Origin of the sequence: Streptomyces sp. NPDC007095 (assembly GCF_040634475.1) — a bacterium.
Taxonomy (GTDB): domain Bacteria; phylum Actinomycetota; class Actinomycetes; order Streptomycetales; family Streptomycetaceae; genus Streptomyces.
Genome location: NZ_JBEYFS010000033.1, coordinates 19,211 through 33,382 on the forward strand (window position 1 = coordinate 19,211; position 14,172 = coordinate 33,382).

The window sequence follows — 14,172 nt, forward strand, 5'->3', positions numbered from 1 at the left end:
TCCCCGGACACGGTACGGGACCGGGTACGGGGACGTACGTACGACTGGCTAAGGCTTGACCCTCGGCGGGTGTCAGCCCTTGAAGCGCGGGAAGGCGCTGCGGCCCGCGTACACCGCAGCGTCGTCGAGGATCTCCTCGATGCGCAGCAGCTGGTTGTACTTGGCGACACGGTCCGAGCGGGCCGGGGCACCGGTCTTGATCTGGCCGCAGTTCACCGCGACGGCGAGGTCGGCGATGGTGACGTCCTCGGTCTCGCCGGAGCGGTGCGACATCATGCACTTGAAGCCGTTGCGCTGGGCCATCTCGACGGCGTCCAGGGTCTCGGTCAGCGAGCCGATCTGGTTGACCTTGACGAGCAGGGCGTTCGCGGAGCCCTCCTCGATGCCGCGGGCCAGGCGCTCCGGGTTGGTGACGAAGAGGTCGTCGCCGACGATCTGGACCTTGTCGCCCAGCTTCTCGGTGATGACGTTCCAGCCGGCCCAGTCGTCCTCGTACAGCGGGTCCTCGATGGAGACCAGCGGGTACGCGGAGACGAGCTCCTCGTAGTACTCGGTCATCTCGGCGGCCGAGCGGGACTTGCCCTCGAACTCGTACTTGCCGTCCTTGTAGAACTCGGACGCGGCGACGTCGAGCGCGAGCGCGATCTGCTCACCGGGGATGTAACCGGCCTGCTTGATGGCCTCGAGGATGAGGTCGAGCGCGGCGCGGTTCGACTCCAGGTTCGGGGCGAAGCCGCCCTCGTCACCCAGGCCGGTGGACAGGCCCTTGGTCTTCAGCACCTTCTTGAGGGTGTGGTAGACCTCGGCGCCCCAACGCAGGGCCTCGGAGAAGGACTCCGCGCCGATCGGGGCGATCATGAACTCCTGGATGTCCACGTTGGAGTCGGCGTGCGAGCCGCCGTTCAGGATGTTCATCATCGGAACGGGCAGCAGGTGCGCGTTCGGGCCGCCCAGGTAGCGGAAGAGGGGGAGGTCGGACGCCTCGGAGGCGGCGTGCGCGACGGCGAGCGAGACGCCGAGGATGGCGTTGGCACCGAGCGAGCCCTTGTTGTCGGTGGCGTCCAGGTCGAACATCGCCTGGTCGATCAGGCGCTGCTCGGTGGCGTCGTAGCCGACGAGCTCCGGGCCGATCTGCTCGATGACGGCGAGGACGGCCTTCTCGACACCCTTGCCGCCGTAACGGTTGGGGTCACCGTCACGCAGCTCGATGGCCTCGAAGGCGCCGGTGGACGCGCCGGACGGAACGGCGGCACGACCCGTGCTGCCGTCGTCGAGGCCGACCTCGACCTCGACCGTGGGGTTGCCTCGGGAGTCCAGGATTTCCCGGGCTACGACGACGTCGATGGACGGCACGAGCATCTCCTTCTGGGATGTGACGCGGGTACGCGGAGCCTGTGATGGCTTCGCGACATGAGCCTAACCGCCTCGGGGGGATCGGCCAGCCGGTCGCCCACCCCTTGGGCAGAACTGAACGTACACATTGTTCCAGAACGGAACAAAAACGGGTACCGAAATCCGGGTACGAAACGCTCGGCACGAAACGCTCGGCACGAAACGCCGGACATGAAAAACCCCGCTCCGGTGCATACGGGGGAACACGCACCGGAGCGGGGGGCCCGTGGGGACGGGGGTGACCCTCATCGGGGTCTCCAGTGTGGAGACCCCTTTCATGAGGGACCTGTCATTCGGCTGAGGTGGAGCTGCCGATCATCAGCCGAGGTGAAGCCGCTGACCCGGGTAGATGAAGTCGGCGTCGTCGACGATGTCCTTGTTCAGCTTGAACAGCTGCTGCCAGCCGCCCTTGACCTTCTTCTTCTCGGCGATCGAGCTGAGGCTGTCACCCTTGACGACCTTGTACTCGCCGTCACCCTTCTTGACCTTCTTGCCGGTCGGGGTGGAGACGGTCTTCTCGGCGGCCGGTCGGGACGCCGAACGGGAGGCCGCGGTGTCCGTCGAGCGGGTGGCCGTGCTGGTGCTCGGCGAGCTGTTCGACGAGGAGCTGTTCGAGGAAGACGAAGTCGACGGGGTGCTCGCACCGCCGGTGTACGCGGCGCCCGACAGGCCCGTGCCGCAGGTCGGCCAGGCGCCCTTGCCCTGCGCGGCGAGGACCTTCTCGCCGATGGTGATCTGCTGCGACTTGGAGGCCTGGTCGGCGGTCGCGGCGTACGCGGTGCCGCCGTACGCGGCCCAGGTGGAGGCCGAGAACTGCAGACCGCCGTAGTAGCCGTTGCCGGTGTTGATGGACCAGTTCCCGCCGGACTCGCACTGGGCGACGGCGTCCCACTCGGAGGCGGTGGCGGCGGAGGCGTTGCCGGCCGCCATCAGCGGAGCGGCGATGGCGACACCGGTGACACCGGCGAGCGTGGCGACACGGGTGGTCCGGTTGAAAACGGTCGGACGGCGGTGCTTGCCCTTGCTGGAAAACAGCATGGAGAGATCCCCTCACCGACGCCTGCGAGGTGAGCTGTCGGGTTCGGGCGGGTGAGTGCCCGGCCGTGCGCTCTGAGCGCTCGGCTTCACCCCGAGCCGCTCCCGGTCAACTACCGGGTGCGGCACTTACCTTGGGTCCCCCGCTCCTGCCTACGGCGCTGACGCGTCGACTGTTCCCGTACGGCCGTTGGCAGGATTCGGCGTTGGCGACCGTCGGGGCCCGCTGTGGCGAGCGGTCATGACCGTAAGCAGTCGATCGGCTGAATTCCAAAGACGATCAGGGCCTTTGAGATCCATCTCTCACTCGCGCCAAACCGGACATTACACAGCGAACCATGACGCGAACTGCCCCTACTTTTCGCCCGATTCAGCACCAACTGCAAGGCTCTGACCGGGGAGGATGAGGTTCGGGTCGACGCCGACCGTCTTCTTGTTCGCGTCGTACAGCTCGGCCCATCCGCCTTCGAGGTCGAGGGCGTCCGCGATGGTCCAGAGATTGTCTCCGGCGCGCACGACGTAGGAGCCGTCGACGACATCACGGGAGGCGCCGGCGCCACGCGAGGCGTGCCGCCCGGAGGGGTCGTCGGTGCGGCCGTCCACGGCGCTGTCGGTGGTGTTCTCGTCCGCGTCGCCGCCACGGTGGCGCCCGGCGCCGGCCGTCGCGTTCTCGGACGCGCCGGAAGAGTCGTCGCCCTGGCCGGAGTTGCCCGAGTTGTCGCCCTTCGTCGATTCCGTGTCGGAGTTGTCCGCTCCCTGATCGCCGCCGCCGGTGTCGGCCTTCGTCGTGTTCTCGGTCGCGTTCCCGGTCGCCTTCGAGGACGAACCGGACGAAGACGAGTCGGACGACGACGAATCAGACAAAGACGAACCGGACGTCGAGCCGGACGAGGCAGACGGAGTCGAAGTCGCGGAGGAACGGGACGAACGGGACGAATTCGATCCGTTGGACGAATCGTTCGCCACGCCCGTGTCGACCAGGATGTCGCCCGAGTTCTTGCTCAGCCCGGAGAGCGGTCCACAGGTCGGCCAGGGGGTGAGGCCCTGGTCGTCGAGGAGCTTCTCGGCGATGGCTATCTGCTGTGAGCGGCTGGCCTCGTCGGCGCTCGACGCGTAGGTGAGACCGCCGTACTTCTCCCAGTCCGCCTGGCTGATCTGGAGCCCGCCGTAGTACCCGTTGCCGCTGTCGGCACTCCACTGGCCGGCGCTCTCGCACTCGGCGACCCGGTCCCACGTGGTGCCGTCGGCCGCGCTCGCGCCGGTGGCACCGAGCAACGGGATCGCGATGGCGGATCCGGTCACTCCTGCCGCGACGATGAGGGCCGGGGCCTGACGGGGGCGACGATGGCGGCCGTTCCCGGAGAGCATGCGGAAGCCTTTCGCGTGACAGCAGGTGACTACGCGACGTGTGAGTCGCGTTGACGAGTGAACGTATCCGCACCCGAACACTTGTCACAAGTCGATGCAGCGCAGATCACGTGAAGATCACAGAGTTGAGAGCGTGTCAGGTTTGCGGGCCCGCGGGTGTATGGTCGCCCGCTATCGCGAGACCGGTACCGGAGGCGTGAACTCCACTGGAAGCGTGCGCAATCCGCGCATAATGAGACCACCGCGCCAGCGCAAATCGGCTGAATCTCCCGCGAGTCGAAGGTCGGGGAGACGGGTGAGGAGGGTGGCGAGCGCGGTCTGGCCCTCCAGCCGGGCGAGCGGGGCGCCGAGACAGTAGTGGATGCCGTGGCCGTAGCCGAGGTGTTGGTTGTCACGGCGGGAGAGGTCGAGTGTGTCCGGCCGTTCGAACCGCGCGGGGTCACGGTCCGCAGCCGCGAGGACCACGAGGACGGGGTCGCCGGGTGCGATGTCCTGACCGCCGATGCGGACGGCCGCGGTGGCGAACCGCCACGTGGCCAGTTCCACGGGCCCGTCATAACGCAGGAGTTCCTCGACGCCGGTCTCGAGGAGTCCGCGTTCGTGGGCGGCGAGGGACTTCTGGAGGCGCGCGCGCTGCTCGGGGTGGGTGAGTAGGGCGTACGTGCCGTTGCCGATGAGATTGACGGTCGTCTCGAACCCGGCGAAGAGCAGGATGAAGGCCATGGCGGCGGCCTCGTTCTCCGTGAGGTGCTCGCCGTGGTCGGACGCGCGGATCAGGCCGGAGATGAGGTCCTCACCGGGCGCGGGCGTATCCGGAAGGCCTTCCCGCTTCTTGTGAATGAGTTCGAGCAGATACCCGCGCATCTTCTTGACCGACCGCGCGACCCCGCCCCGCGGCCCGCCACCGTGCCGGATCATCATCCCCGCCCAGTCACGGAAGTCGTCCTGGTCCTCGCGGGGTACGCCCAGCAGGTCGCAAATGGCGTAGATGGGAAGCGGGAACGCGAACTCGTGGATCAGGTCGGCGGAACCCTTCTGCGCGAACCGGTCGATCAGCTGATCGGTGAGCTCCTGCACACGCGGCGCGAACTCGGCCACCCGTCGCGGCGTGAACGCCTTCGAGACCAGCCGCCGCAGCCGGGTGTGGTCCGGCGGGTCGATGTTCAGCAGATGTGTCATCAACTCGGCCTTGCGCTCCCCTGGAATACCCGTCTTCCCTTTCGCGTGAGCGGGTTCGTCGTGGTGCGCCGGATTCTTGCTGAGCCGCGCGTCTGCGAGCGCCTGCTTGGCGTCCGCGTACCGCGTCACCAACCAGGCCTCCACCCCACTCGGCAGCCGCGTCCGGTGCACGGGGGCGTGCTCCCGCAGCCAGGCGTACGCGGGGTAGGGATCACTGGCGAACTCCCAGGTGAAGAGTTCGGGAGCGGGGCTGAACGGCGGCGGCTGATCGGTCACTCCCTGACGGTATCCGGAGGGAGGGGAAGGACGGCACGGCGGAGGGAGGAGCCGGGGAAGGGCGGGGAAGAGCGGGGCGGCATGCCGGAGAAAGGGGGGAGCGGGGTGGGGGGTGATGCAAGCCGCGTCCCTTTCATCCCGGACCATCCATGAATCGGCCGCTGTTTGACTCTCAGGGCTCGCCACCTCCCTAATGCGCGCCGTGGACCCCGAAATACTCAGATCCAGCTTCGCGGTCGTCGAGAGACGGGCCGAGTTCGCGGTCAAGTACTTCTACTCGCATCTCTTCCGGCACAACCCGGACGTTCGCGGGCTCTTCCCCCTGGACTTCCCGGAGGACATGGAGCGACAGCGGGACCGGTTGTTCGCGGCACTCACCTATGTGATGGAGCGGCTGGAGGATCCGACGCTGCCGGGATATCTGCGGGAGCTGGGACGGGACCACCGGAAGTATCTGGCCGAGCCGGAGCACTACGCCGCCGTGGGGGCGAGCCTGATCGCCGCGTTCGCCGCCGTCGCGGGGTCGGCGTGGAACGCGCAGGCCGAGAAGGCCTGGGCCGAGGCATACGGGGCGATCACGAACGTCATGCTCCAGGGCGCGTGGGAGGCACAGCACGAGGGTGAACCGCCCTGGTGGGACGCCGAGGTCGTGTCCCGGACCCGGTACGGCGACGACCTCGTCGTACTGACCCTCCGCCCGCACGACCGGCTGCGCTACTCCCCCGGCCAGTACGTCAGCGTCAGCGTCCCCCACCTGCCGGGCATCTGGCGTCCGTACTCGCTGGGCAACGCACCCCGCGCCGACCACACCGTCGACCTGCACGTCAGCCGCGTCGAGGACGGGGTGCTGTCCACCACCCTGGTCCGGCAGACCCGAGAGGGTGATGTCCTGCGGCTCGGCGCACCCGGCGGCGGTCTGACCCTGCGGGCGCCGGTGGAACGGCCGCTGACCTTCATCGCGGCCGGCACCGGATGGGCCCCGGTCAAGGCGCTGCTCCAGCAACTCGACGCCACGCACGAGGCCCGGCTGTTCCTCGTGGCCCGCGACACCTCGTACCTCTACGACCGGTCGGCCGTGGAACGACTCCAGTCCCGGTTACCCCGCCTCGGCGTCACCTTCATCACCCCTGCCCCCGGCCGCCCCAAGGCCCAGGCCACCGAGCGGCTGCTGACCGCGCTGGGCAACCGCGCCGGCTGGGCCCGCCACGACGTCTATCTCGCCGGCCCGCCCCAGCTCCTCGAGGAGATCGCCGCGGCCCTCCCCGCCCTCGGCACCCCACCGGAACAGATCTTCCACGACCTCCTCCCACCCGCCGACCCCAGCCGCCCCCGCCCCCTGGGCCCCGCGGAGTGGCTCCTGGACCGCCCCCACCCCAACTGGCACAACCCGACAAGCCGCGCCCCCGGCACATAGCTCTGGGGGCCCTCCCCCTCCCCCTCCCTCCCCTCCCTCCCCCTCCCCGCTTCCGCTTCCTCAGGCCGTCTCCGTCACCCGGATCGCGTCCCGGTAAGCCCGCGCGGCCGCGCGCAGGGCGGCTTCCGGGTCCACTCCCTCGGCCTCCGCGTGGGCGGCGATGGCCAGCAGTTCGTAGCCGACGCCTTCGCCTCGGGGGAGTTCGACCTCAAGTCCCGCCGTGCGCACGCGCGATGCCAGCTTCGCCGCGAGGGCCAGGCCCGGCTGACCCAGCGGTATCCCCTCCGTCACGGACGTCCGCCGCTTCTCCTCGGCCTTGGTGCGCAGCCAGTGCTCCTTGACCTCCTCGGGGGTCGTGGCCGTCTCGTCGCCGAACACGTGCGGGTGACGGTGGATCAGCTTGGTGACGATGCCGCCGGCCACGTCGTCGATGGAGAAGGGTGCCTCGGCGTCCTCCTCCGCGATCCTGGCGTGGAAGACGACCTGGAGCAGAACGTCGCCGAGCTCTTCCCTGAGCTCGTCCCGGTCGCCCTCCTCGATCGCCTCGACAAGCTCGTACGCCTCCTCGATCCCGTACTTCGCGAGGCCCTTGTGGGTCTGCTGGGACGACCACGGGCACTCGACGCGGATGCGGTCCATGACCTGGACGAGGTCGAGGAGGCGGGCGCCCGGCAGGTCGTACGAGGCCGGGAGCAGCTCCAGGTCCGGCATCTGTATGCGGCCGGAGCCGGCGAGGCGGGCCAGGCCGTCGGTGAGGCGCGGCTCGCCCTCGCCGGTGGCGACGACGACCACCGTGCGGCCGTCGGCGCAGGCGTCCACCAGGTCCTGGGCATCGGGGGACGCCTCGTCGACGCTGATGCCCGCCTCACGCAGATACGGCAGCTGCGGATGCGCGCCGTCCGCGCACAGCACCTGGTCGGCGGCGCGCAGCATCTGCCAGGCGGGCCAGGACAGCAGCCCGGGGGCAACGCGGTGGCTGGTGGTGAGCAGGACGATACGGCCGGGGTCGGGAACCTGGGCGGTGGCGTCGGAGCTGGTTGCGTTCACCCCACGAACGTAACCCACGCCACCGACGGCTCCAGGAGTTATCCACAGGGCGGGAGGGAGTCGAACCGTTTATCCACAGCCCTGCCCCCAGGCCAGGACCTGGCGTTGGGCTGCTGACCTACCGGCCCAGTGGACTCCTACTGCACTCCTGCCGCGCTCCTACTTCTCTCCTGCTGACCCACTACGCCGTCTGCTGCGTCCCGGTCGACGTGACCTCCCGCAGCCACGGCGTCTTCACATCGACGCGGCTGCTCTTCTGGACGTCCCAGGCGCCGTAGCGCGGGTTCAGGTCGACGTTCAGCTTCTTGGACGCGTCGGACATGGCCTTCCAGAACGTGGCCTTGCCCTCGGTGGTGTTCATGTCGGCGCCGAGCGCGGCGGCGAGTTTCTGGGCCTCGATCTCGGTACGGAGGTTGTCGTCGAGGCGCCGGGGCGCCACCCCGTACTGCTGCAGCCAGGCCGTCTCCAGCGCCTTCGCACCGCCCGCCTGGCCCTCCAGCGTCGCCCGCATCTGCTGGGTGTCCGCGCGGGTGACGCTCACGCCCGCGTCCTCGGCGGCCCGGTCGAGGACCTGGTCGAGGACCATGGTGTGCAGGGTGTCGCGGGTGAGGCTGCCGGTCTTGGCGATGGCCTGCTCGTACTGGGCCTCGTCCTTGACGGCGGCGCGCTGTGCCGAGCGCACCTCGTTCACCCGGCTCTCCAACTGCGCGACCGTGATCCGCCGGCCACCGACGACGGCCGCGGCGCCTGGGTGCGCCTCGCCACCGCACGCCGTGAGAAGGGGGGCCGCGACGACGATCGCGGCGGAGAGGACGAACGCGGTGCGACGGCGGCGGTGCAAGGAAACCTCCCGAGGAGATTGTGCGACGGTGCACAAAGTCTTGCGGTGATCGATGGTAGGCAGTGGCCCGGCTCTCGGCCAGCCATTCGACCAACGATTCGCGGAGACTTCAGATACCGGCGCGGCCGCCGTGGCGAGCGGGACGGCCACCGTCCGCTCGTACGACCGTTCGCATCCGCTCGTGCGACCGATCAAGTCCGGTCACACAACCGGCCGCGTCGGGTCGTACGGCCGATCGCGTCCTGTCGTAGCGGCCCCGGCTAACCGCGCGCCTCGACCTCGCGCTCGACGACCCCGGCGACCTCGGCGCGCAGTCCGTCGCCGACGCGTGTCACGGTGATGTTCTTGGCGCCCGTGGAGTCGGCTCCGGCGTCCCCCACCAGCACGAAGTCGACCTTCTGGTGCTGCGGGGCGGTCTGCGTGGCCGCCGTGAGCTCGGGTCTTCCGGTCGCGACGACCACGTCGCAGGACCGCTGGAGCAGGCCGTTGAGGTAGGGCCGCGCGTTGGCCGCGGACTGCTCACCGGTCACCGGGACATAGCTCACGCGTGCGTGCGTCCTGAGGGACGCGTCCTGCATGCCCTGCCAGACCTCGGCCGCGGTGGTCCCGGCCGTGATCCCGCCCTTGCCGGTCAGCAGGCAGGCGTCGACGTCCTTGTAGTGGCGGGCCCGGGTGTCGGGCAGCTGTCGCTTCGTGCCCGTGCGGGAGAGGAAGTACCCGGTGACCGCGACCGCGACCGCGACGATCACCGCACCCGCCACCATCGCGACCCCCCGGCCGCCCAGTACACGCGGCCACTGGAGTACCGCCCGCACACCGGCGGCGAGCCGCGACTCCTGCTTGGCGTCGCGCGCCGCCTTCGCGCGCTGCGCCTGCGGCACCTGTCTGACCCGCTTGACCACGTGGTTCCCGTACTTCCGCTCTTCGCTCTTCCGCTCTGCGCTCTTCGCTCTTGCGTGCTTTTCGTCCGGCCGGTCCGGCCGGTGCGCCGCTAGTACCCGACGCGCCGGGGCCAGACCGTCCAGGCGTGCACCGCCGCGCCGACCATCGACACCAGGATCAGGAGCACGTCGTCCGCGAACTCAAGGCCGTGGGTGGTCTCGGGTGTGAGCGAGAGCTGCATGACCCACGCCACCAGCACCGCGCAGAACCCGCCGAAGACCGCCCAGTCCGCGCGGGCGCCCCGCCGCAGGGCGATGACGAGGGACGGAACAGGACACAACAGCCCCAGGCTGACGACGGGAAGCGCCGCCAGCCCGGCACGGACGGCGGACGGTCCGACGACCGCCGGCAGCCTTTCGACCCTCATGCCCTGCTCCTCCTCTTGGTGCTCTCCGGTCGTTCTCCGGTTGGCGTTGTCCGGCGTTCCCGGGATGCGTCCGGATGTCAGCCGGTGATGGCGACCGGCGCGTCCCAGGCGTCGCGGTCCACGGTGATCGTGTAACCGCCGATGGTCTCCTTGCTGTTGACCATGTACTGGTGGGCGCGGCTGTGGTTGGTGAACTGGGTGGAGCCCCACGGCCAGTCCGAGGTCGTGGTGTTGGTCTTGTCCCACAGCGCGTACCAGAGGTTGCCCGGCAGGTCCGTCTTGTCGGTCGCGGTCGCGATGGCCTTGGCGCTGGAGCTGGTGAAGCCGTAGAAACCGGTGCGGTACGTCTTGGCGTGCAGCGCCTTGTCGAAGGCGCGTACGTACGTCAGCGTGGCCTTGTTGCACGCCGTGTTCGTGATGTCGTACGACTCCATGTCCAGGTAGACCGGGCTGCCCGCCTTCATGCCCAGCGCGGACGCCTTGGTCACCGCGTCCGCGGCGTCGGTGGCGCCGAGCGAGGCGGCGTTGGTGGCGGTGAGCTTCTCCGGGTTGGAGCCGGTCTGGCAGGACGGCTGGGCGCCGACGTACAGCGGGATGAGCTTCCAGCCCAGCGTGCTGACCGACTTCACCCAGGACGCGGTGAGGTTGGGCTGGCTGCAGCCGCGGTTCTTGCCGCCGATGTAGACGGCGGCCGCTCCGTAGAAGCCGGTGTGCCAGGCCTTCATCGCCGTCAGCGAGGGTGCGGCGCAGGTGTCGAAGGCGCGGCCCGTGAACGTCCGCTGGGCGGGCCAGGTGGTCGCCGCCATCGACGTCTGCGCCGCGATCCCGGCTCCGGCGACCACGGCCGCGCCTGCCGTCGCCCAAGCGATGTAGCGGCCCTTCTTAGACATCCGATGGCTGGACATCCCCACCCCATTCAAGACGCGCGCACGTCACGGCGCGCGGGACGCCCGGAACGTGCGGACACATAGATCGAAACAAGACAGTTCAAGACACTTCAAGACAGTTGAGCCCCGTCGGCGCCCATTCCGGCTCACCGACGAGAGAGGGTGACCGGCCCCCGGCGCGCGGAGCGGATCGCACCGTAACCGACCCCACCCCCTTGATCAGGAAACCCTGCACCTCAATCGCCACAAGAATCCCTCAAGCCACGGCAAAACATGGGGAGTCCATGGAACCCCGGACCGATCGACCCCCTCTTTTACCTACCTTTGGCACCCCGATGCCTGTGTACGGCCTGTGCACCCATAGAGTCCGCTCGGCTCAACAGCACCACTTCTCGAAGAAGGACTCAGACATCCCGATGCGTCACCCCTCCCGCGCGGCCAAGGCGCTGCTCGCCGCAGCCGTGCTCCCGCTGGCCCTGGCGGCCTGCTCCTCCGGAACCACCGTCCAGCCCTCGTCCGCCAAGACGAAGCCGGCCAAGGACCCCAACGCCGGTCTGCTGACGGGCGCGCAGCTCAAGAAGGCGCTGGCACCCGCGTCCTTCTTCGCCGCCGGTTTCGCGGTCGACCCGAGCGGCGCGCGGGACTCCGGCACCACGTACGCCCCGCCGAGCTCCTCCCCCGCGCCGAAGCCGGACTGCTCCCTGCTGGGCGGCACCAGCTGGATATCCATCACCGGCGACTCGGGGGTGTCCTTCGCCCAGAACGACTACGTCAGCAAGAACACTTCCGAGGACATCGCCCAGGAGGTCGACACCTACCGCGGCACGACCTCGAAGACCGTGCTGACGGACCTGGAGAAGACCGCCACCGCGTGCGCGACCTTCACCGACTCCGACACGCACACCAAAGTGAAGGTCACCGGCGTCACCACGCCCGGCCTGGGCGACGCCGCGTACACCATCACCCTGACCAACAGCGCCTGGCAGAACGGCACGACCCTGATCGCCGTGCGCGCGGGCACCGACGTCGTCAGCGTCATGTCCACGGACGGGCACGACAACGGCGCCGCCACGGCCAAGAAGCTGGCGACGCAGATCGTGACGTCCCTGAAGGGCGAACACCAGCGCGTGTGACCCGCTGGATGGGAGCATGACGCCCCCCGAGAGGTTTCTCGGGACCCGAGAAACCTCTCGGGGGGGCTCGTAGGGCGCTCGTGGGTGCTCAGGGGGGTGATGGCATGGGCATGGACATGGGCATGAGCGTGGACAAGCGCCTGGAAGCCAGCTGGGCCCAGCGGATCGCGTGGTCGGTTCTGGTGGTCGCGTCGCTCGGTCTGCTGGTGTGGGTGCCGTTCCTGTATGTCGCGATCCGCCGCGGAAGGCGCTCGGACTGGGGCGCCTTCGCCGCGTTCCTGCTGTACGAGCTGGTGACGCTGCCGTGGGCGACCGTTCAGTCGGACGCGGGTGATCCCGTCCTCGGCGCGGTCGCCGTCGTCACTCTGGCGATGGCGGTCTGGCTGCTGCTGTTCGCGCTGTTCGACAAACGCACACCGAAGAACCCCACGGCGAACGCGGGTCGGATCCCCGGAACCATGCCGGGCCCGGCGCCGGGCAACCCGTATCTGCGCTGAGGTCACCCGGACACCCTCGACCACGCTCAAGCCACCCGGCGGTTCACCCCCGCCGGGTGCCGCGCAGAACCCTGACGGCCGGCCAGGCCAGAAGCGCCCCGACGGCCCAGAGGAAGACGGTGAGGCCGGCCCATTCCCCGGTGCTCGTCTCCGGGTCCGAGGCGCCGAAGACGGTGTACGAGAGGGCCAGGAGGGACCAGAGCCCCGCGAGGAGCCCGAAGATGACGAGCATCGCCGTCTGCCCGCCGGTACGCCGCGCCGACGCCTTCTGCTGAACCTGCTGAGCCGCACCGGATCCTCCGGCCTGCCCCGCCGAAGCGGCACCCTCCGGCTGCCGGTGCTGCTGTTGCCGTTGCCGGGGCGGCAGGTGCACCACCGCGCGCGGATGCACCGCAGCGTCGATGGTCGCCATGGTGTGCGCGTCGATCCCGTACTCCCCCGGCTCCACCTCCACGGACAGCCCGTCGGTGCCGATGAGCCGGCGCCCGCCGTCGGCCCAGCTGAGCAGGGCGGCGCACGCGCGGAAGGCCACGGTGGCCTGCTCCTTCCCCGCCGTCAGACTGACCCCCTCGCCCCCGACGACCAGGGCCGTACCGTCCTTGCGCACGGCCTCGAAGCGCGTGCCCTGGACGGTGTACGACGAAGTGGTCGGGGCCGCCGTGTACCCGGCCCAGTCGGCCCTGTGCCCCGAGGGAGCCTGCAGCAACGCCGTCCCGGCTGCCTCCAGGGCCACCGCGTGCACATGCTGCGGCGTCGTCGCCCACAGCTCGGCGCGCAGTTCGTCGAGCCCGCGCGGCGGACGGTGGGCGAGCAGTTCCTCCGCCGCGCCCGGCAGCCGCCGTACGGCCGCGTCGGGCGCGGTCAGTCTGGCGTCGCTGCGCCCCCGTACGGCCTCCAGGTCGGCCTGCGCGATCCGGCCGACCTGGAGGCCCGCGAGCACGTCGACGAATCCGCCGAGGACCGCGTCCTGCTTGGCGGGCAGGGCGTCCGCGAAGGCGGTGACGGTCGCGAAACCGTCCCGGCGGGAGGTGTAGTCGCCGGCCGCCGTGTAGGAGTAGCCGCCCTCCTGCCGCAGGGAGCGGGAGAGCTCGCGTTCCAGGACACCGGTGTAGAGCCGGGCGGCGGTGGTGTCGGTGACGACGGCGTCGAGCAGGACGCCGCCCTTGCCGTCGGAGAAGTAGGCGGGGGCGGTGGGGAGGGCGGAGGTGACGGCGGGCATCGGGCGCCGCTGACCGCCGGCCAGCTTGAGCGAGAGCCCGGCCGGCAGCCGCTCCCCCGCGATCCACAGCACCGCGTTGTCCCGGGTGAACCAGGTCCCGGCCCATTCCCGTACGTCGTCCGGCCGCAGCCCCCGTACGCCCCACTCCGGGTAGCTGACCAGCCCGTACCCCTGGGCCCCGTACCGCCACAACGGCAGTTGTCCGGGCTCCCGGCGCGCCTCCTCGGTGCGCAGGATCTCCTTCTCGGTCTCCAGCCGCTCCATGGGCAGATCGAGGAGGGAGGTGCACACACCGTCGAGGTAGGCGACGATCTCGTGCTCGGCGCCCTCCACATGGAAGTGGGTGAACGCGGCCTTGGTGGCGCCGTTGAAGTGGTAGTCGGCCAGGCCCTGACGGTGCAGGGCCAGGTGCTCGACCAGGTGGGTGATCCCGGCCCCGGCGAGCGTCTCGTCGGCGACGCCGACACGGAAGACCAGTCCGGCGCGCATGGGCCCGGTGGCGTACGCGAAGAGGGTGGGTATGCCGTCGACCTCGGTGTGATGGATGCCCTGGCTCATCGTCTGCCTCTGCCTGT

Annotated in this window: 13 protein-coding genes and 1 riboswitch; of the genes, 3 read left to right on the top strand and 10 right to left on the bottom strand. The window is 69.8% G+C overall.

Features of this window, described 5'->3' with window-relative positions; genetic code table 11:
* Positions 1-72 precede the first annotated feature (72 nt).
* The 4 genes from eno to ABZ656_RS14065 form a co-directional block, all read right to left on the bottom strand.
* Positions 73-1,359: a phosphopyruvate hydratase gene (gene eno, locus ABZ656_RS14050; protein ID WP_060897729.1), complete on the bottom strand. Its 1,287-nt coding sequence runs from the start codon at positions 1,357-1,359 to the stop codon at positions 73-75.
* A gap of 351 nt (positions 1,360-1,710) precedes the next feature.
* Positions 1,711-2,430, bottom strand: coding sequence for a transglycosylase family protein (locus tag ABZ656_RS14055; protein ID WP_101404634.1), 720 nt, complete (start codon positions 2,428-2,430; stop codon positions 1,711-1,713).
* Positions 2,431-2,434: 4 nt separating this feature from the next.
* Positions 2,435-2,598, bottom strand: a riboswitch (cyclic di-AMP (ydaO/yuaA leader).
* Positions 2,599-2,781: 183 nt separating this feature from the next.
* Positions 2,782-3,795, bottom strand: coding sequence for a transglycosylase family protein (locus ABZ656_RS14060; RefSeq protein WP_101404633.1), 1,014 nt, complete (start codon positions 3,793-3,795; stop codon positions 2,782-2,784).
* A gap of 171 nt (positions 3,796-3,966) precedes the next feature.
* The gene (locus ABZ656_RS14065) at positions 3,967-5,250 is read right to left on the bottom strand and encodes a cytochrome P450 (RefSeq protein WP_360267731.1); all 1,284 of its coding nucleotides are present in this window, start codon (positions 5,248-5,250) and stop codon (positions 3,967-3,969) included.
* Positions 5,251-5,452: 202 nt separating this feature from the next.
* On the opposite strand from ABZ656_RS14065, the gene ABZ656_RS14070 reads away from it, so the two are divergent.
* Positions 5,453-6,664: a globin domain-containing protein gene (locus ABZ656_RS14070; protein WP_101408046.1), complete on the top strand. Its 1,212-nt coding sequence runs from the start codon at positions 5,453-5,455 to the stop codon at positions 6,662-6,664.
* Between the two features lie 60 nt (positions 6,665-6,724).
* Here the strand turns inward: ABZ656_RS14070 and ABZ656_RS14075 are convergent, their stop codons facing one another.
* The 5 genes from ABZ656_RS14075 to ABZ656_RS14095 form a co-directional block, all read right to left on the bottom strand.
* A complete protein-coding gene (locus tag ABZ656_RS14075) occupies positions 6,725-7,711 on the bottom strand; it encodes a nucleoside triphosphate pyrophosphohydrolase (RefSeq protein ID WP_360267735.1) in 987 nt (328 codons plus the stop codon).
* 181 nt (positions 7,712-7,892) lie between these two features.
* Complete coding sequence (locus tag ABZ656_RS14080; RefSeq protein WP_101404630.1) at positions 7,893-8,552, bottom strand: SurA N-terminal domain-containing protein; 660 nt, start codon at positions 8,550-8,552, stop codon at positions 7,893-7,895.
* 260 nt (positions 8,553-8,812) lie between these two features.
* A complete protein-coding gene (locus tag ABZ656_RS14085) occupies positions 8,813-9,454 on the bottom strand; it encodes a hypothetical protein (RefSeq protein ID WP_360267739.1) in 642 nt (213 codons plus the stop codon).
* Positions 9,455-9,543: 89 nt separating this feature from the next.
* Positions 9,544-9,861, bottom strand: a complete 318-nt coding sequence (locus ABZ656_RS14090) for a hypothetical protein (RefSeq protein ID WP_101404629.1) — start codon at positions 9,859-9,861, stop codon at positions 9,544-9,546.
* A gap of 77 nt (positions 9,862-9,938) precedes the next feature.
* A complete protein-coding gene (locus tag ABZ656_RS14095; protein WP_101404628.1) occupies positions 9,939-10,766 on the bottom strand; it encodes a glycoside hydrolase domain-containing protein in 828 nt (275 codons plus the stop codon).
* A gap of 398 nt (positions 10,767-11,164) precedes the next feature.
* Between ABZ656_RS14095 and ABZ656_RS14100 the strand changes: the two genes are divergently transcribed.
* Both ABZ656_RS14100 and ABZ656_RS14105 read left to right on the top strand, forming a co-directional pair.
* Complete coding sequence (locus tag ABZ656_RS14100) at positions 11,165-11,881, top strand: hypothetical protein (protein ID WP_360267744.1); 717 nt, start codon at positions 11,165-11,167, stop codon at positions 11,879-11,881.
* A 122-nt stretch (positions 11,882-12,003) separates the two neighbouring features.
* Positions 12,004-12,378, top strand: coding sequence for a hypothetical protein (locus ABZ656_RS14105; protein WP_360267747.1), 375 nt, complete (start codon positions 12,004-12,006; stop codon positions 12,376-12,378).
* 43 nt (positions 12,379-12,421) lie between these two features.
* Here the strand turns inward: ABZ656_RS14105 and ABZ656_RS14110 are convergent, their stop codons facing one another.
* Positions 12,422-14,155: an insulinase family protein gene (locus ABZ656_RS14110; protein ID WP_101404626.1), complete on the bottom strand. Its 1,734-nt coding sequence runs from the start codon at positions 14,153-14,155 to the stop codon at positions 12,422-12,424.
* Positions 14,156-14,172 lie beyond the last annotated feature (17 nt).